The following is an 18161-nucleotide window of genomic DNA, read 5'->3' on the forward strand; positions in this document are numbered from 1 at the left end:
TCGCAACCTCGTTTCACTCGACAGCTCCTACAGGAATGCGATTTCTGTAGGAGTTGCCGAAGGCTGCGATCTTTGCTTCAGCTGCCACAGATAGATGAATTAGAGCAGCCTCGGCTGCTCTTTTGCTTTATGAGAGAACACCCCCATGACCGCCGCCAAAAACCGCATTCTCGAGCTACGCGCTGAACTCGATCAACACAACTACCGTTACCACGTCCTCGACGAGCCGAGCATTCCGGATGCCGAGTACGACCGGTTGTTCAGGGAGCTAAAGAGCCTGGAGGAGGAGAATCCGGAGTTTCATAGCGCGGACTCACCAACCCAGCGGGTTGGTAGCGTGGTCAGCTCAGATTTTGCAAAAGTTCGGCACGACGTCCCAATGCTGAGCCTGGATAACGCATTTACCGAAGCGGAGCTGGTCGACTTTGACAGGCGTGTAGGAAAAGTGCTGGGTCTGACTTCTGGGGATTTATTTGGGCCAGGAGAAATAGAATACAGCTGTGAACCAAAACTTGATGGCTTGGCAATCAGCTTGCTCTATGTCGACGGGAAGTTGACTCGTGGTGCTACGCGTGGGGACGGGGCAGTTGGCGAGGATGTGACCTCCAATGTGCGGGTCGTTCGCAGTATTCCACTTAAACTGAGTGGTGAAGATTGGCCGCGAATATTAGAAGTGCGTGGCGAAGTATTCATGACCAAAGCAGGGCTGGATAAGCTAAATGAAGCGCAGGCAGAAACCGGTGCGAAAATTTTTGCAAATCCGCGTAATGCTGCTGCCGGCAGTTTGCGACAATTAGATTCCAGTATTACGGCAAGGCGCCCGTTGCAGTTCTGTAGTTACGGCGTCGGACATGTTGAAGGTGTACTGCCGGAAAAGTATACAGATATACTTTTATCTCTGCAGAAGTGGGGCATCCCTATAAGTCACGAGCGGACCGTGGCTCATGGCGTTAAGCAGTGCCTGGCATACTATGAAGATATAGGGCGTCGCAGAAGTTCGCTTCCGTACGATATTGATGGCGTGGTGTTCAAGGTTAATGAAATTTCGCTACAGAAAATTCTTGACTTCAGTGCGCGGGTCCCACGTTGGGCAATTGCTCAAAAATTCCCTGCGATTGAAGAGTTAACGACTCTTTTGAATATCGAGTTCCAAATTGGGCGTACGGGAGCTGTGACTCCTGTTGCTAGATTGCAACCAGTGAAAGTGGGCGGCGTAGTCGTTTCAAATGCGACATTGCACAATATGACTCAAGTTGAAAAGCTTGACTTGAAAATTGGTGATGTCGTTACGGTCAGGCGCGCGGGTGATGTAATCCCGCAAGTGATTGGTGTCACGTTGGAGCGGCGTCCTGAGGGTGCTGTTCCTGTAGTTATTCCCGAGATTTGTCCTGTTTGTGGGGCCAAGGTTGAAAGAACCAAACTGGTCAGGCACACCAAGGCAGGTAAGATTTTTACAGAGGGTGCAATCTATCGTTGCGTCGCAGGATTGGACTGTGCCGCACAGCTAAAACAATCAATTGTTCATTTTGTTTCACGAAAAGCCATGAACATAGATGGTCTGGGCGAAAAAATAGTAGAACAACTGGTTGATGAAGGACTGGTTTCTTCTCCTGCGGACTTATATCTCATCGAATTTGATCAGGTTGTAGATTTGGAGGGGTTTGCTCAACTGTCCAGCAATAACCTGCTGGACTCGATTAAGAAAAGCAAAAATCCCTCCTTGGCTCGATTTGTCTATGCTTTAGGCATTCCTAATGTCGGGGAGGAAACCGCTAAGGTTCTGGCTCGTTCACTTGGTTCACTGGATCGAATTATTCAGGCGTTACCTGAGGTTCTAACCTATCTCCCTGATATTGGATATGAGGCTGCGGACGATATTCATGGTTACTTCCTCGATAAGCGAAATGCTTCGGTGGTTGAGCAGTTGCGCAAGGAGTTGGTCATTGATGAGCCGGGAGAGTTGCACGGAGAGTTGGCATCGAGTGTTTCTTTAGCGAGTTTGATAGAGAAACTGCATATAAGCTCTATTGGGGCTACTGCAGCAGAAAAGCTTGATAAGAAGTTTTCTGGAGAACTGGGCAGTTTGCTAGAGGCTGATTGGCTGCTGCTTGGAACTGTTCTCACATCTGCACAGGTTAAAAATGTTCGTGCGTTCTTTGAAGAGGACGAGAACAAAAGTAAGGCGCTGGCAATTGAAAGTCAGCTGCGGGCTTTCGGTATGCATTGGGCATTGCAAAAAAAGGAGGCAGTTGCACTCCCTGAGGACGGAAATACCTGGGTGTTGACTGGGACGTTAGAGTTGATGACCCGTGACGTCGCCAAGGAACACTTGGAAAGTCTCGGCGCCAAGGTTGCCGGTTCGGTGTCGGCGAAGACTCATTGCGTGGTTGCGGGCCCCGGTGCCGGTTCCAAATTGACCAAGGCCAATGAGCTGGGCGTGAAAGTGATGGACGAAGAAACCTTCATCGCCTTCCTCAAAACCCATGGCCTGAACGTTTGATCGTTCCCACGCTCCCGCGTGGGATGCCACCCCGGACGCTCCGCGTCCGTTGTGATGCAGAGCGTCAATGAATGCATTCCCACGCAGAGCGGTGGAACGATCAACCCGCAAGAATGATCTAGTCTTGGCAAGCCCCAGGGAGAGATCGCCATGCACCGCTTTTTCGAGCAGCTCAGTTCCCGCATCATCGCGCCGTTCGTGGGCGAATCCTCACGCAACAGCAAAGTCTGGCCGTGCCGCTGCGGCCAGTCGCTGTTCTTTCGCAACAGCCAGTGCCTGGCCTGTAACGCTTTGCTCGGTTATCAACCGGAAGAAAGTCGCCTGACTTCGCTGCAGCCGGGGCCGTACGAGGGCACCTGGACGCTCGACGCCGACCCCGACTCGGGATTGTTCCGCCGCTGCGCCAACCTCGACACGCCTGCCGCGTGCAACTGGCTGTTGCCGGCCAACGATCACGACAGCCTGTGCGTCGCTTGCAGCCTCAACCACACAATCCCTGACTTGTCCGATCCAGACAACCCCGAGCGCTGGCGCAAAGTCGAAATCGCCAAGCGTCGCCTCGTCGCGCAACTGATCACCCTTGGCCTGCAAGTCATCCCGAAAACCGTGGATGAAGACACCGGGCTGGCCTTCGATTTCATCGGCGTCGACCTCGAAGGCAACGCGCCGATGACCGGCCACGCCAACGGCCTGATCACCCTCGACATCAAAGAAGCTGACGATGCCCACCGTGAGCAGGTGAGGGCGGCGATGCATGAACCCTACCGCACACTGCTCGGGCATTTTCGTCATGAGGTCGGCCATTATTACTGGGATCGCCTGATCGCCAACGGCCCCTGGCTCGATTCATTCCGCAGCCTGTTCGGCGACGAACGCGCCAGTTACGCCGAGGCGCTTGATCGTCACTATCAGCAAGGCGCACCGCTGGACTGGCCGCAGCACTACGTCAGTGCCTACGCAACCATGCACCCGTGGGAAGACTGGGCGGAAACCTGGGCGCATTACCTGCACATGATGGACGCCGTGGACACGGCGTTGGGTTTTGGCATGAGCGCACGGGAAATGGATTTCGACTACCAGCCGTTTCCGACCAGCACGCTGTACGACCCGGAGCATCCCGGTGGCGAGGCGTTTCTGTCATTCGTCAACGCGTGGATTGAACTGGCCGGGATGCTCAACGAATTGTCACGGAGCATGGGCCAGCCGGATTTCTACCCGTTCGTGCTGCCGGCGGCGGCGATTGCCAAGTTGCACTTCATTCACCTGGTGATCCAGCAGGCGGGCGGCAGGGCGGACGAGGTTCTGGCCCTGTAGGCGCTGCCGCAGGCTGCGATCTTTATGTCCTTGAACCCGTTCATATTTTTAATCTGCAACCAACGGTTGTAACTTCGTCTCAGATAGGTACAATGGCGCGGCTCGCCGACAGGCAAGCGTCGTTATGGTGACCCCATCGGTCCCCCCGCAACGATTACCCGTGAACCTGGTCAGAGCCGGAAGGCAGCAGCCACAGCGGGAACATTGTGTGCCGGGGTGTGGCTGGTGGGGTTACCACCTTAACGAACAATCAAACGCTTCAAACAGAACTGCATGGGTTTCGCCCACTGCGGTTTTTTTGTGTCTGCGATTTGGCCAGCCCACACAAATCCGCCTGTTGAAGATGATCCTGTGGGAGCTGGCTTGCCAGCGATAGCGGTGGGTCAGGTTCATCTATTTCACTGAAAATCCGCAATCGCTGGCAAGCCAGCTCCCACAAGGTTATGGGGTGTTGTCGGAGTGGCCGGTATACAGCCGGATAATCTCATCAATCTCCCCCGACATTTTCATCCGCAACAACGTGCGCAATATCCGCTGCACCGGCACCTTCGGATCATTCCTCACATAACAACCGACTTTCTGCTCCTGCAACACGGCGACACCTTGCAGTTGCTGCTCAGGCATCAATCGCTGGTTAAACCAGTCCAGCGTCCACTGATTACTCACCGCATAGCGATAACGCCCGGCCAGCAGCTTTTCCAACACCTGCTCCTGATTGCGCGCATCTTCGCGTTGCAGTCGATCAGCATCGAACAGCGGTTGCAGGGTCGGGTAGGTGTAGCCCAGAACGGTGCCGATGGATTGGCGGGACAGGTGCGTGGGGTCTGCGCTGGCAGGTTGATCCTTGCGGCTGATCAATAGATCGCGCTGGAAGAACAACGGCAGACTCCAGATGTAATCCCCCGACTGATTCGGCAGCCATGACTGCGCGGCATAGCAGCGCACGTCGATCTCGCCGTGTTCCATGGCGCCTTGGACCCGGGCGCGGGGCAGAACGTGAAACTCGGCCGGTACGCCGACCTGCGTGGCCAGGCTGAGCATCAGATCGTAGAGGATGCCCTGCGTCGGACGCCCGCGTTCGTATTGCACCATCGGCATCGCCCAGCTGTCGGGCATGGCGAAGCGCAACGGGGTTTCCGCTGCCGTCACATTCAGGCTGATTCCCAGCAACGCCCCCACGGCCCACCGCATAAACGCTCCGGTAATTCCCGATCCTGAGCCGATAAAAGCCTCTGCTGATGCAGCTTAGCCATATTAGACGAGGACACCGGATGCAATTTTGCCCTTGCTCCGCTAGCATTAGCCGCTTCAGCTTCCTTCGTTGCGACGGTTTTCGATGAGTTATCAGGTTCTTGCACGTAAATGGCGTCCGCGCTCGTTCCGCGAAATGGTCGGCCAGACCCATGTGCTCAAGGCTCTGATCAATGCCTTGGACAGCCAGCGGCTGCACCACGCGTACCTGTTTACCGGTACGCGCGGGGTGGGTAAAACCACGATTGCGCGGATCATTGCCAAATGCCTGAACTGTGAGACAGGTATCACGTCCAGCCCGTGCGGCGAGTGCTCGGTGTGCCGTGAAATCGACGAAGGTCGCTTTGTCGACCTGATCGAGATCGACGCCGCGAGCCGTACCAAGGTCGAAGACACCCGTGAACTGCTCGACAACGTGCAGTACGCCCCGAGCCGTGGGCGCTTCAAGGTCTACCTGATCGACGAAGTGCACATGCTTTCCAGCCATTCCTTCAATGCGCTGCTGAAAACCCTCGAAGAGCCACCGCCGTACGTCAAGTTCATCCTCGCGACCACTGACCCGCAGAAACTTCCGGCAACGATTTTGTCGCGCTGCCTGCAGTTCTCGCTGAAGAACATGACGCCGGAGCGCGTGGTCGAGCATTTGACCCACGTCCTGACCGCCGAAAACGTGCCGTTCGAAGACGATGCACTGTGGCTGCTCGGTCGCGCTGCTGACGGTTCGATGCGGGACGCCATGAGCCTGACCGATCAGGCGATTGCCTTCGGTGAAGGCAAGGTGCTCGCCACCGACGTGCGGGCGATGCTCGGTACGCTGGATCACGGTCAGGTCTATGACGTTCTGCATTCCTTGATCGAAGGCGACGCCAAGGCGTTGCTCGAGGGCGTACGTCATCTGGCCGAGCAAGGCCCGGACTGGAACGGCGTGCTCTCGGAAATTCTCAACGTGCTGCACCGCGTGGCCATCGCTCAGGCGTTGCCGGAAGGCGTCGACAATGGCCATGGCGACCGTGATCGCGTGCTGGCATTGGCGCAGGCCTTGCCGGCCGAAGACGTGCAGTTCTATTACCAGATGGGCCTGATCGGCCGCCGCGATTTACCGCTGGCGCCGGATCCGCGCGGTGGTTTTGAAATGGTCTTGCTGCGGATGCTGGCCTTCCGGCCGGCAGATACCGCGGACGCCCCGAGGCAACCGCTAAAGCCAGTGGGGATCAGCCAGGCCACAGTTGATTCCGCAAACTCCGTGGCTGCCGCGCCTAAACCTGCGCCGGTAGTTGCTGCGGCTGTTGCGCCGGCTCCCGTTCCGGCACCTGTGGCAGCACCGGCTCCCGAGCCTGCGCCGGTTGCGCCCGTTGCCGCAGCAGAACCTGAACCCGCACCTGTCGTTGCCGAAGCCGTCGTCGACTTGCCGTGGAATGACCCGGTAGAGCCCGAGGCGGAGCCAGAGCCCGAACCAGCGCAGCAACCCGCGGTCGAGCCGGTGCTGGAAACCACCGCCGAGCAACCCGAGTTGCCGCCGATGCCGCTGCCGACCCCGGACAGCGTCGTTCCGGAGGCTCCAGAATGGGCTGCCGCACCGATTCCCGAGCCGTCGGTCGCCGATGTCGATGCCGCCACCCCGGGCATGGACATGGACGACGAGCCGCCGCTGGACGAGGATTACATCGAGCCGGACATGGACTCGGCGTACAGCTACCTCGACGAACTGGCCAGTGAGCACGCCGCCGAGCCGGCCCCGGAACCCGAGCCAGAGCCTGCTGCCGCGCCGGCCACCGGTCTGGCGTTGCAATGGCTGGAGCTGTTCCCGAAACTGCCGATCTCCGGCATGACCGGCAGCATCGCCGCCAACTGCACGTTGATTGCGGTCGATGGCGACCATTGGCTGATGCACCTCGATCCGGCGCACAGCGCACTGTTCAACGCCACGCAGCAACGGCGTCTGAACGATGCGTTGAACCAGTACCACGGTCGCACGCTGAGCCTGACCATCGAGCTGATCAAGCCCGAGCAGGAAACCCCGGCCCAGGCCGCGTCCCGCCGCCGGGCCAACCGTCAGCGCGAGGCGGAGGAATCGATTCACGGTGATCCGTTCATCCAGCAGATGGTTCAGCAGTTCGGCGCGGTGGTGCGACACGATACTATTGAACCTGTCGATGCCTTGGTCGCCCAAGGCTAATAACTGAAGGTGCCCGGCCTCGCTGGCCGGGCGCTGTTTTGATCCAAGTACTTTGAGGTGATTCCCATGATGAAAGGTGGCATGGCCGGCCTGATGAAGCAGGCGCAGCAGATGCAGGAAAAAATGGCCAAGATGCAGGAAGAACTGGCCAACGCCGAAGTCACCGGTAAGGCCGGCGGCGACATGGTCACCGTAGTGATGACCGGTCGTCACGACGTGAAGAGCGTGAGCATTGACCCGAGCCTGGTTGAAGGCATGAGCGAAGATGACAAAGAAATGCTGGAAGCGGTCATTGCTTCCGCCGTCAACGACGCAGTGCGCAAGATCGAAAAGAACAGCCAGGACAAAATGGGCAACATGACCGCCGGCATGAACCTGCCAGCCGGTATGAAACTGCCATTCTGATTCGCCAATCGGCGGCAGATGAGCTACACAAAATGCCAGGCCTTGCGCTTGGCATTTTTGTTTCTGACTCTTGGAGGTGTGGTGTCTTTGAGGTCGCCTTCGCGAGCAGGCTCGCTCCCACATTTGAAATGCATTCCCCTGTGGGAGCGAGCCTGCTCGCGAATGAACTCACCTCGGTACAATTGAAGAAACATCGAACACACCAAAGCCACAACGGTCTGCTCCCTATACCCGCTGAATTCACCATTCACAGGAGACGCTGACATGTCCGACCCTCTCACCCTCAACCAACGCTTCGTTCTCGCCTCTCGCCCGGTCGGTGCGCCGACCCCGGAAAACTTCCGCCTCGAACGTGAAGCCTTGCCGGATCTGCAGGACGGCGAGGTATTGTTGAAAACCCTCTATCTGTCCCTCGATCCCTACATGCGCGGGCGCATGAGCGACGCACCGTCCTACGCCGCGCCGGTACAGATCGGCGAAGTGATGACCGGTGGCGCGGTCAGCCGTGTCGAGGACTCACGTCATCCGAAGTTTCATAAAGGCGATCTGGTGGTCGGCGCCACCGGTTGGCAGAGCCACAGCATCAGCGACGGCCGCAATATCATTCCGATCCCGGCCGGGCTGCCGAGCCCGTCGATGGCCCTGGGTGTGTTGGGCATGCCAGGCATGACCGCGTACATGGGTTTGATGGACATCGGTCAGCCTAAAGAAGGCGAAACGCTAGTCGTAGCCGCTGCATCCGGCGCGGTGGGTTCGGTGGTAGGCCAGGTCGCGAAAATCAAAGGCCTGCGCGCGGTCGGCGTGGCCGGCGGTGCCGAGAAGTGCAAATACGTGGTCGAAGAACTGGGCTTTGATGCCTGCATCGATCACAAAGCGTCCGATTTTGCTGAGCAATTGGCCAAGGCCTGTCCCGATGGCATCGACATCTATTATGAGAACGTCGGTGGTCATGTGTTCGATGCAGTGGTGCCATTGCTCAACCCCAAGGCGCGCATTCCGCTGTGCGGTCTGATCGCCGGTTACAACGCCTCCGAAGCGCCGCAAGGCCCGGATCGTCTGCCGATGCTGCAACGCACACTGCTGACCAAGCGCGTGCGGATTCAGGGCTTCATCGTGTTCGACGACTACGGTGATCGGCAGCCGGAATTCATCAGCCACATGGTGCCGTGGGTGCGCGACGGCAAGGTCAAATTCCGCGAGGACGTGGTGGAAGGCCTGGAGCAGGCGCCCGAGGCGTTTATCGGTCTGCTCGAGGGGCGCAACTTCGGCAAACTGGTGGTGAAGGTCGCCCAGGACTGAGTATTTGACGCTGGCCAGAGGCGCGGGTATAAACCGCGTCTCGTTGTTTTGTCGGACTTTTTACCCATGAGCTTCAGCCCTTTGATTCGCCAACTGATCGACGCCTTGCGCACCTTGCCGGGCGTGGGTCAGAAAACCGCCCAGCGCATGGCGTTGCAGATGCTCGAGCGTGACCGCAGCGGCGGTTTGCGTCTGGCCCAGGCCCTCAGCCAGGCCATGGAAGGGGTCGGTCACTGCCGCCAGTGCCGCACGCTGACCGAAGACGATCTGTGCCCGCAATGCGCCGATACCCGCCGTGACGACACGCTGCTGTGCGTGGTCGAAGGGCCAATGGATGTCTATGCGGTCGAGCAGACCGGTTTCCGTGGGCGTTACTTTGTGCTCAAGGGGCATTTGTCGCCGCTCGATGGCCTCGGGCCTGAGGCGATCGGCATTCCGCAATTGATGACGCGGATTGAAGAGGCGGGAACGTTTACCGAAGTCATCCTCGCGACCAACCCGACCGTGGAAGGTGAAGCGACGGCGCATTACATCGCGCAGTTGCTGAGCAACAAGGGTCTGATCGCTTCGCGGATCGCTCACGGCGTGCCGTTGGGCGGTGAACTGGAACTGGTCGATGGCGGCACCCTGGCGCATTCGTTTGCCGGGCGTAAACCGATTTCCCTCTAATTCTGTATCGCCTGTTCTGGCCTCATCGCTGGCAAGCCAGCTCCCACAGTGATTTCGGTCGTTCACAAATGTTGTGTACCACCAAAGATATCTGTGGGAGCTGGCTTGCCAGCGATGGCCGCACTGCGGTCTGTCTGATTCACACAATTGAGTTGTAAACCAAGCAAGCGCTCGGTTAAGTTCGGTGAACCCTTCCGTGGAGCTCGCCCATGCCGGCCTTTCAGGAATACTTCGACCCCAGCCATCAATTGGTCCGCGACAGCGTCAGGCGCTTCGTCGAGCGCGAGATCCTGCCGGACATCGACCAGTGGGAAGAAGCCGAAAGCTTCCCCCGCGAGCTGTACCTGAAGGCCGGCGCGGCGGGCATCCTCGGCATTGGTTACCCCGAAGCGCTGGGTGGTAGCCATGAAGGCGATCTGTTCGCCAAGGTCGCCGCCAGTGAGGAATTGATGCGCTGCGGCTCTGGCGGCTTGGTGGCGGGGCTGGGCTCGCTGGATATCGGCCTGCCGCCGATCGTCAAATGGGCCCGTCCCGAGGTGCGTGATCGGGTTGTGCCGCAAGTGCTCAGCGGCGAAAGGATCAGCGCCCTGGCGGTCACCGAGCCGGGCGGCGGTTCCGACGTCGCCAACCTGCAAACCCGCGCCATGCGTGACGGCGACTTCTACCGGGTCAGCGGCAGCAAAACCTTTATCACCAGTGGCGTACGCGCCGATTTCTACACCGTCGCGGTGCGCACCGGTGCGCCGGGGTTTGGCGGTATCAGCCTGTTGTTGATCGAAAAGGGCACGCCGGGCTTCACCGTCGGCCGCCAGCTGAAGAAAATGGGCTGGTGGGCGTCGGACACCGCCGAGTTGTTCTTCGACGACTGCCGCGTGCCTGCAGGAAACCTGATCGGAGCCGAGAATATGGGCTTCGCCTGCATCATGGGCAATTTTCAGAGTGAACGGTTGGCGTTGGCATTGATGGCCAACATGACCTCACAACTTGCGCTGGAACAGAGCCTGAAATGGGCGCGCGAGCGTGAAGCGTTTGGCAAGCCGATCGGCAAGTTTCAGGTGATCAAGCATCGCCTCGCCGAGATGGCCACGGCGCTGGAGGTCTCGCGGGAATTCACTTACCGACAAGCGGCGAAGATGGCGGCGGGGCAGAGTGTGATCAAGGAGATTTCCATGGCCAAGAATTTTGCCACGGACACGTCGGACCGGATCACCACCGAGGCGGTGCAGATTCTTGGCGGGCTCGGTTACATGCGCGAGAGTCTGGTGGAACGGCTGTATCGGGATAACCGCATTCTGTCGATTGGCGGCGGGACGCGGGAGGTGATGAACGAGATCATCAGCAAGCAGATGGGGCTTTAAATAATTGGTGAAGCAACTGGCGTCATCGCTGGCAAGCCAGCTCCCACAGTGATTTCGGTCGTTCACAAATTTTGTGTACGCCAAAGACACCTGTGGGAGCTGGCTTGCCAGCGATGGCGTCAGTGAAATCGCCGCTTACTTATCAGTCAGGGCAAATTGCGTCAGGCAGAACGTCGGGATGCCCATGTCCTCAAGACGCTGCGACCCGTTCAGCTCCGGCAAATCAATAATCGCTGCTGCCTCATGCACCCGCGCGCCCATGCGGCGAATCAGGTTGGCCGCGGCAATCAGCGTGCCGCCCGTGGCGATCAAGTCATCGAACATCACCACCGAATCGCCTTCACACAGGCTGTCGGCGTGCACCTCCAGGAACGCTTCGCCGTATTCGGTTGCGTAACCTTCAGCCAGCACGTCCGCCGGCAGTTTGCCTTGCTTGCGGAACAGCACCAGCGGCTTGTTCAACTGATACGCCAGCACCGAGCCGATCAGGAAACCACGGGCGTCCATCGCGCCGATGTGGGTGAAATCAGCTTCCACGTAGCGGTGGGCGAAGCTGTCCATCACCAGGCGCAGGGCCGTTGGCGACTGGAACAGCGGGGTGATGTCACGAAAGATCACGCCCGGTTTCGGGAAGTCGATCACTGGGCGGATAAGCGATTTGATGTCGAAGGAGTCGAAGACCATCGTCGAGGTGTCCTGGCAGGGCTGCAAACGGCGCAGTATACCCGCGGCTGAAACGCTTCGCTCAACCGCGGATCGACATTAACCTTCGAGTGAGCCACCGGCCAGCGCGCACAGCTGGATCGGGTCGAGGATGTGAATCTCCTTGCCCTCGGCGGCGATCAGCTCGTTTTGCTGGAAGCGCGTGAACACGCGAGACACGGTTTCCACCGCCAGGCCGAGGTAGTTGCCGATTTCATTGCGCGACATGCTCAGGCGGAACTGATTGGCCGAGAAACCGCGAGCGCGGAAGCGTGCGGACAGGTTCACCAGAAAGGTGGCGATGCGCTCGTCGGCGGTTTTCTTCGACAGCAGCAACATCATTTGCTGGTCGTCGCGGATTTCACGGCTCATCACGCGCATCAACTGGCGGCGCAGCTGCGGCAGTTGCAGGGCCAATTCGTCGAGGCGTTCAAAGGGGATTTCGCAGACCGAGGTGGTTTCCAGCGCCTGGGCGGAGACCGGGTGTTTCTCGGTGTCCATGCCGGACAGGCCGACCAGTTCGCTCGGCAGGTGGAAACCGGTCAGTTGCTCTTCGCCGCTGTCGCTGAGGCTGAAGGTCTTCAGGGCGCCGGAGCGTACTGCATAAACGGAATCGAACGTGTCGCCCTGGCGGAACAGGAACTCGCCCTTTTTCAACGGGCGGCCGCGTTTAACGATTTCGTCCAGCGCATCCATGTCTTCCAGATTCAGAGAAAGTGGCAGGCAGAGAGGGGCCAGGCTGCAATCCTTGCAATGGGCCTGGTTGTGAGCGCGCAGTTTAACTGGCTCGGACATTTCTTTAATCCTTGTGGGAAAACACACATAAGCCGTAAGGGTAACCCACGGGAGGACATTCAGGCCAGTCTGGGGCGACTTTGCCCTACAGCCATAAAGCCACAGGGCCAACAGCCGATAAACAGTTATCAAAGTGCATACAAGGAACGATTCGATGGCCGCCATTGGCACGCTGGGCCCGGGTAACAGCGATGTTGCGGCAGTGCCGGAGACGTTTAAAACGGCGTCTGGCAATGCACGCGACCCAGGCTCGACCGAAGAGGCAACCCCGACCTTGGTCGAGGGCGTCAAAGTGTCGCTGTCCGGTGCATCAATTGAAAAAGCCGCCAGTGTCGGTGGCGAAAACAGCGACATTGACGACAGCGGGCTGCCGGAGAACATCCAGCAATTGCTGAAGATGATCCGCAAATTGCAGAAAGAGATTACCGAGAAAAAAGCGCTCATCGAAGCGATCATGGTCGACAAGCGTCTTTCCAGCGAAGAAAAGATCATCAAGGCCGCTGCACTGCGCGGCGCTATCGCCGCGTTGAACACCGGTCTGATTACGGCCAATCTTGCTTTGTCCAAAGTCGTGGGACAGTCAGGCCTGACGTCGGATCAGAACCTGAAAGTCGGTTCGCTGCTGATGAAAAACTAAATCACCCGCGAAAAACGCTGGCGGTTCTGCTGTTCCAGGTAGGCATCGAACACCATGCACACCGAGCGCACCAGCAGACGTCCCGCCGGCAACACGACGATTCGCTCGCGATCCAGCTCAATCAGGCCATCGTTGGCCATGCCTTGCAACTGCGGCCAGAGCGCGCCGAAATAGCCCTGAAAATCGATGTTGAACTGCTGCTCGATCTCGGCGAATTCCAGGCTGAAGTTGCAGATCAGTTGCTGGATTACCGCGCGCCGCAAGCGATCATCGGCGTTGCACACCAGGCCACGGCTGGTCGCCAGTTGCGCGGCGGCAAGGGTGTTCTGGTATTCGTTGAGATCGCTGCTGTTCTGGCAGTACAGGTCGCCGATCTGGCTGATGGCCGAAACGCCCAACCCGATCAGGTCGCAATGGCCGTGAGTGGTGTAACCCTGGAAGTTACGTTGCAGGGTTTCTTCTTCCTGAGCAATCGCCAGCTCGTCATCGGGCAGGGCGAAGTGATCCATGCCGATGTAGCGATAGCCGGCGGCGGTGAGCTGCTCAATGGTGCGTTCAAGCATTTCCAGCTTCTGCGCGGGCGCCGGCAACTCATTGCCATTGATCCGCCGCTGCGGCATGAAGCGCTCCGGCAGGTGCGCGTAGTTGAACACCGAGAGCCGGTCCGGTTGCAGGCTGATGACTTCCTCGACCGTGTGAGCGAAGTTTTCCGGGGTCTGCTTGGGCAACCCGTAAATAAGGTCGATATTGATCGAGCGAAATTGCAGGGTGCGCGCCGCATCGATCACCGCGCGGGTTTCTTCCAGACTTTGCAGGCGATTGACCGCACGCTGCACCGCCGGATCGAGGTCTTGCAGGCCGATGCTGACCCGGTTGAAACCGAGTTCGCGCAGCAGGCCCATGGTCGACCAGTCGGCTTCGCGCGGGTCGATCTCGATGCCGTAGTCGCCGGAGTCGTCATCCAGCAGATTGAAATGCTTGCGCAGGTGCGCCATCAACTGCCGCAGTTCGTCGTGGCTGAGAAAGGTCGGCGTGCCACCGCCAAAGTGCAGCTGCTCGACTTTCTGCGCGGGGTCGAGGTGGCAGGCGATCAACTGGATCTCCTGCTCCAGCCGCTGCAAGTATGGCAGCGCGCGGCCGCGATCCTTGGTGATGACTTTGTTGCAGGCGCAGTAGTAGCAAATGTTCGCGCAGAACGGCACGTGCACGTACAGCGACAAGGGGCGTAGGACCTTGCGGCTGTCGCGCAGGGCATGGAACAGGTCGAAGGTGCCGACCTGACCGTGAAATTGCACGGCCGTCGGATAAGAGGTGTAGCGCGGCCCCGCCAGGTCGTAGCGGCGGATCAGATCAGAGTCCCAACGAATGGCGTCGAGCATGCGGGCATTCCCCCGGATAGGCTGGCAGTGTGGGCGAGTCTATCGGGGGGCGGCGATGGGGCTGTTGATTTGCATCAACAGCATAAGATCAAAAGATCGCAGCCTTCGGCAGCTCCTACAGGGAAACGCATTCCAAAGGTAGGAGCTGCCGAAGGCTGCGATCTTTTGATCTTAATGGCCCATCAGCCAATGCTGATGTGGGCCGGGTAATGTCCAGATACCAAAGAGGATCACCAGCAAACCACCGGCCATGCGCACACTGCGTTTGCGCAAAATGGCGGTGACGCGTTCTGCCGCAAGCCCCGTGGCGAGCAATACCGGCCAGGTGCCGAGGCCAAACGCAAGCATCAACAATGCACTGTCCAGCGCATTGCCCTGACTCGCCGACCACAACAACGTGCTGTAAACCAGTCCGCACGGCAGCCAGCCCCACAGCGCGCCAAGCAGCAGCGCGCGGGGCAGACTCGACACCGGCAACAAGCGGTTGGCCACTGGCTGAATGTAGCGCCACAAACCGCGTCCGAGACTTTCAATGCGCGTCAGTCCGCTCCACCAACCGGCCAGATACAAACCCATGGCGATCAGTAACAATCCGGCCAATACACGCATGAACAACGCGGCAGGACTGTTGGCCACCGCCCAGCCCGCCAGGCCGATCAGCAATCCTGCGGTGGCATAACTGAGGATTCGTCCAAGGTTGTACGCCAGCAGCAAACGAAAGCGCCGGCTGCGCTGTTCCTTGGGAATCGCCAGGGTCAGCGCGCCCATCAAACCGCCGCACATGCCCAGACAATGCCCGCCACCGAGCAAACCAAGAATCAGTGCAGACACCAACAGCGGCGCCAGTTCAAGCATGGGGTGGGGCCTTGTCGTCCGGTTTGTTGGAATTGGCTTCGTCCACGGCAGCGGTGTGGTTCGGATCCTGATCATCGAAGAGGATGCTGTGCGCCGGGCCGTCGAGGTCGTCGTACTGACCGCTGTCCACCGCCCAGAAAAAGATGTACACGGCGATGGCCACGATCAGCAGGGCGGCCGGGATCATCACGTAGAGAGCTGGCATCGGTACTCCATGCGCCCGCGCGGCTCAGGCCGGCAGCGGGCGGGTTTCTGACCGGGTGCTGACGGGCGACGAACTCGGCAGGCGAGTCAGGCGCAGCGCGTTGAGCACCACGGTCAACGAACTGATCGACATGCCGACGGCGGCCCACACCGGAGTGATCCAGCCGAGGGCGGCGAACGGCAACATGAGGCCATTGTACAGCGCCGCCCACAGCAGGTTCTCGATGATTACCCGGCGGGTGCGCCGCGCCAAGGTGAAGGCTTGGACCAAGGCGTCGAGGCGGTTGGACAGCAGCACGGCGTCGGCGCTGGTTTTCGCCAGATCGGTGGCCGAACCCATGGCGACACTGATGTCGGCCGCCGCGAGCACCGGCACATCGTTGACGCCGTCGCCGAGCATCAGCACCTTGCGACCTTCCTTGTGCAACTGTTGCAGGACTTGAAGTTTGTCGTCCGGGCGCAGACCGCCGCGAGCCTCATCGATGTCCAGTTCCGCCGCCACACTGGCGACCATCGGCGAGCTGTCTCCGGACAACAACAGCGTACGCCAGCCACGGGCCTTGCACGCAGCGAGCAGGGCGGGGGCGTCATCACGCAAGCGATCGTCGAGGACGAACCATGCCAGTGGCCCTTGAGTGTCGCCGAGCAGCAACCATTGGCCCGCCTCGTCCGGCATTGACGGTGTTGCAGTGCCGCTGAGGGCGCAAACAAATTCTGCCTGACCGATGCGCAAACGCTGTCCGCCCACCAAGCCTTCGAGGCCAAGCCCCGGCGTGCTGTGGACTTCTTCAGCGGCCAGCGGCGCACGGCCGAACGCGCGAGCAATCGGATGCTCCGATCGGTTCTCCAGCGCGGCTGCAAGGCCCAGGCATTGATCGCTGTCGTGCGCACCGAGTGGGCGAATCGAGCGCAGCACCAGTCGGCCCTCGGTGAGGGTGCCGGTCTTGTCGAAGATCACCGTGTCAATCTGATTCAAGCCTTCCAGCACATGCCCGCGCGTCAACAGCAAACCGAGTTTGTGCAGGGTGCCGGTGGCGGCGGTGAGCGCGGTCGGCGTTGCCAGCGACAGCGCGCACGGGCAAGTAGCAACCAGCATGGCCAGGACAATCCAGAACGCCCGCGACGAATCCAGTTCCCACCAGAGCAGGCCGATGGCCGCTGCGGCGATCAGCGATAGCAGCAAAAACCATTGCGCGGCACGGTCGGCGATTTCCGCCAGTCGCGGTTTTTCCGCCTGGGCGCGATCGAGCAGACGGACGATGGCCGACAGGCGCGTGTCCTGTCCCAGCGCCTGCACCTCCACGGTCAACGCGCCTTCGACGTTGAGTGTGCCGGCGGTGACCGCATCGCCCGGTACGCGCGGTTGCGGCAGGTATTCGCCGGTGAGCAGCGATTCGTCGATGCTCGATTGGCCGTCGATGATCTTGCCGTCCGCTGGCAGAATCGAGCCGGCCTGCACCAGAATCCGCTCGCCGAGACGCAGTTCGCTGAGCAGGATGCGCTCGCTCTGGCCGTTGTTGTCCAGCCGCAGACACGAGGCCGGCAATAGATTCACAAGTTGCGCCGTCGCGGCGGCGGTGCGCTCGCGGGCACGGCGTTCGAGATAGCGGCCGGCGAGCAGGAACAGCGCAAACATCCCCACCGCATCGAAATACAACTCGCCGACGCCGGTGATCGAGGTCCAGATCCCGGCAATGTAGGCACTGCCGATTGCCAGCGACACCGAGACATCCATGGTCAGGTGGCGCGTGCGCAGATCGCGCATCGCCCCTTTGAAGAAAGGCGCGCAGCTGTAGAACACGATCGGTGTGGTCAGGAACAGCGCGACCCAGCGCAGGATCGTGTGCAGCTCGGGGCTGAGGTCGATGTTGAATTCCGGCCAGGTGGCCATGGTCGCCATCATCGCCTGGAACCACAGCAGTCCAGCCACGCCGAGTTGACGCAGAGCGAGGCGGTTTTCGCTGGCCAGTTGTTCGCTGGCGCGGTCGGCCTGATACGGGTGGGCGGCGTAACCGATGTGGCGCAGTTCGGCGAGGATCTGGCTGAGCGGCAATTGCGCGTCGGCCCAGCGCACATGCAAGCGATGGTTGGACAGGTTCAGCCGTGCTTCGGCCACCGCGGGCAGCGTGCGCAGGTGTTTTTCGATCAGCCAGCCACACGCGGCGCAACTGATGCCTTCCATCAACAGCGTGGTTTCGGCCAGATCGCCTTCATGGCGAACGAAGGGTTGCTGCACATCGGCGCGGTCGTACAGGGCCAGTTCATCGACCAATTGCACCGGCAATGCTTCGGGGTTGGCCGAGGCTTCGCTGCGGTGTTGGTAATAGCTTTCCAGGCCTCCGGCGACGATGGCTTCGGCCACGGCCTGACAGCCCGGGCAGCAGAACTCGCGGGACTCCCCGAGCACGACAGCGGTGAAGCGGCTGCCAGACGGAACGGGCAGGGCGCAGTGGTAGCAGGGCAGTGGGCTGGTCATGGCATCGTTGAGGGGGTAAGCCCTTGCATTGGAGTTGTCCGCTTGCCCTCACCCCAGCCCTCTCCCGGATGGAGAGGGAGCCGATCGGTGTGAGCCTGAAAACAGGCTCAGTCGCCTGGATTCTCACTGTCATACACAAAA

Annotated in this window: 15 protein-coding genes and 1 other RNA gene; 9 read left to right on the forward strand and 7 right to left on the reverse strand. The window is 59.7% G+C overall.

Annotation, left to right across the window (positions count from 1 at the left end; translation table 11 throughout):
• Positions 1–145 precede the first annotated feature (145 nt).
• From ligA to ffs, 3 genes are all read left to right on the forward strand, one after another.
• Positions 146–2500 (forward strand): NAD-dependent DNA ligase LigA, encoded by a 2355-nt coding sequence (ligA, locus tag RMV17_RS09400; RefSeq protein ID WP_311886332.1) that lies wholly within the window; start codon positions 146–148, stop codon positions 2498–2500.
• Positions 2501–2650: 150 nt separating this feature from the next.
• Positions 2651–3814: a putative zinc-binding metallopeptidase gene (locus RMV17_RS09405; RefSeq protein ID WP_311886334.1), complete on the forward strand. Its 1164-nt coding sequence runs from the start codon at positions 2651–2653 to the stop codon at positions 3812–3814.
• 134 nt (positions 3815–3948) lie between these two features.
• Positions 3949–4045: signal recognition particle sRNA small type (gene ffs / locus RMV17_RS09410), an RNA gene on the forward strand.
• A 210-nt stretch (positions 4046–4255) separates the two neighbouring features.
• Here ffs and RMV17_RS09415 read toward each other — a convergent pair.
• The gene (locus tag RMV17_RS09415) at positions 4256–5005 is read right to left on the reverse strand and encodes a transporter substrate-binding domain-containing protein (protein WP_311886335.1); all 750 of its coding nucleotides are present in this window, start codon (positions 5003–5005) and stop codon (positions 4256–4258) included.
• Between the two features lie 145 nt (positions 5006–5150).
• Here RMV17_RS09415 and dnaX point away from each other — a divergent pair, with 145 nt between their 5' ends.
• The 5 genes from dnaX to RMV17_RS09440 all read left to right on the forward strand — a co-directional run bounded on the left by dnaX (position 5151) and on the right by RMV17_RS09440 (position 10972).
• Positions 5151–7241, forward strand: a complete 2091-nt coding sequence (gene dnaX / locus RMV17_RS09420; RefSeq protein ID WP_311886336.1) for a DNA polymerase III subunit gamma/tau — start codon at positions 5151–5153, stop codon at positions 7239–7241.
• A 66-nt stretch (positions 7242–7307) separates the two neighbouring features.
• A complete protein-coding gene (locus tag RMV17_RS09425; RefSeq protein WP_016984747.1) occupies positions 7308–7646 on the forward strand; it encodes a YbaB/EbfC family nucleoid-associated protein in 339 nt (112 codons plus the stop codon).
• A gap of 264 nt (positions 7647–7910) precedes the next feature.
• Positions 7911–8945 (forward strand): NADP-dependent oxidoreductase, encoded by a 1035-nt coding sequence (locus tag RMV17_RS09430; RefSeq protein WP_311886337.1) that lies wholly within the window; start codon positions 7911–7913, stop codon positions 8943–8945.
• 66 nt (positions 8946–9011) lie between these two features.
• Positions 9012–9614, forward strand: a complete 603-nt coding sequence (gene recR, locus RMV17_RS09435; RefSeq protein WP_007918335.1) for a recombination mediator RecR — start codon at positions 9012–9014, stop codon at positions 9612–9614.
• A 209-nt stretch (positions 9615–9823) separates the two neighbouring features.
• Positions 9824–10972, forward strand: coding sequence for an acyl-CoA dehydrogenase family protein (locus tag RMV17_RS09440; RefSeq protein WP_311886338.1), 1149 nt, complete (start codon positions 9824–9826; stop codon positions 10970–10972).
• 135 nt (positions 10973–11107) lie between these two features.
• On the opposite strand, the gene RMV17_RS09445 is transcribed toward RMV17_RS09440, so the two are convergent.
• The gene (locus RMV17_RS09445; protein WP_038365388.1) at positions 11108–11656 is read right to left on the reverse strand and encodes an adenine phosphoribosyltransferase; all 549 of its coding nucleotides are present in this window, start codon (positions 11654–11656) and stop codon (positions 11108–11110) included.
• Positions 11657–11734: 78 nt separating this feature from the next.
• Positions 11735–12469 carry a fumarate/nitrate reduction transcriptional regulator Fnr gene (fnr, locus tag RMV17_RS09450; RefSeq protein ID WP_003223347.1) on the reverse strand — a complete coding sequence of 245 codons (735 nt, stop codon included), beginning with the start codon at positions 12467–12469 and terminating at the stop codon, positions 11735–11737.
• Positions 12470–12623: 154 nt separating this feature from the next.
• Between fnr and RMV17_RS09455 the strand changes: the two genes are divergently transcribed.
• A complete protein-coding gene (locus RMV17_RS09455; RefSeq protein WP_311886340.1) occupies positions 12624–13106 on the forward strand; it encodes a hypothetical protein in 483 nt (160 codons plus the stop codon).
• Here RMV17_RS09455 and hemN read toward each other — a convergent pair.
• From hemN to RMV17_RS09475, 4 genes are all read right to left on the reverse strand, one after another.
• Positions 13103–14485: an oxygen-independent coproporphyrinogen III oxidase gene (hemN, locus tag RMV17_RS09460; RefSeq protein ID WP_311886341.1), complete on the reverse strand. Its 1383-nt coding sequence runs from the start codon at positions 14483–14485 to the stop codon at positions 13103–13105. The two genes, RMV17_RS09455 and hemN, sit on opposite strands and share 4 nt — an antisense overlap.
• Before the next feature lie 171 nt (positions 14486–14656).
• Positions 14657–15340, reverse strand: a complete 684-nt coding sequence (locus RMV17_RS09465) for a sulfite exporter TauE/SafE family protein (RefSeq protein ID WP_016984739.1) — start codon at positions 15338–15340, stop codon at positions 14657–14659.
• Positions 15333–15545, reverse strand: coding sequence for a cbb3-type cytochrome oxidase assembly protein CcoS (ccoS, locus tag RMV17_RS09470; RefSeq protein ID WP_007918328.1), 213 nt, complete (start codon positions 15543–15545; stop codon positions 15333–15335). The genes RMV17_RS09465 and ccoS overlap by 8 nt, the downstream gene beginning before the upstream one ends.
• Before the next feature lie 24 nt (positions 15546–15569).
• Positions 15570–18020, reverse strand: coding sequence for a heavy metal translocating P-type ATPase (locus RMV17_RS09475; protein ID WP_311886342.1), 2451 nt, complete (start codon positions 18018–18020; stop codon positions 15570–15572).
• Positions 18021–18161 lie beyond the last annotated feature (141 nt).

The organism is Pseudomonas sp. VD-NE ins (assembly GCF_031882575.1).
In the GTDB taxonomy this organism is placed as follows: domain Bacteria; phylum Pseudomonadota; class Gammaproteobacteria; order Pseudomonadales; family Pseudomonadaceae; genus Aquipseudomonas; species Aquipseudomonas fluorescens_BZ.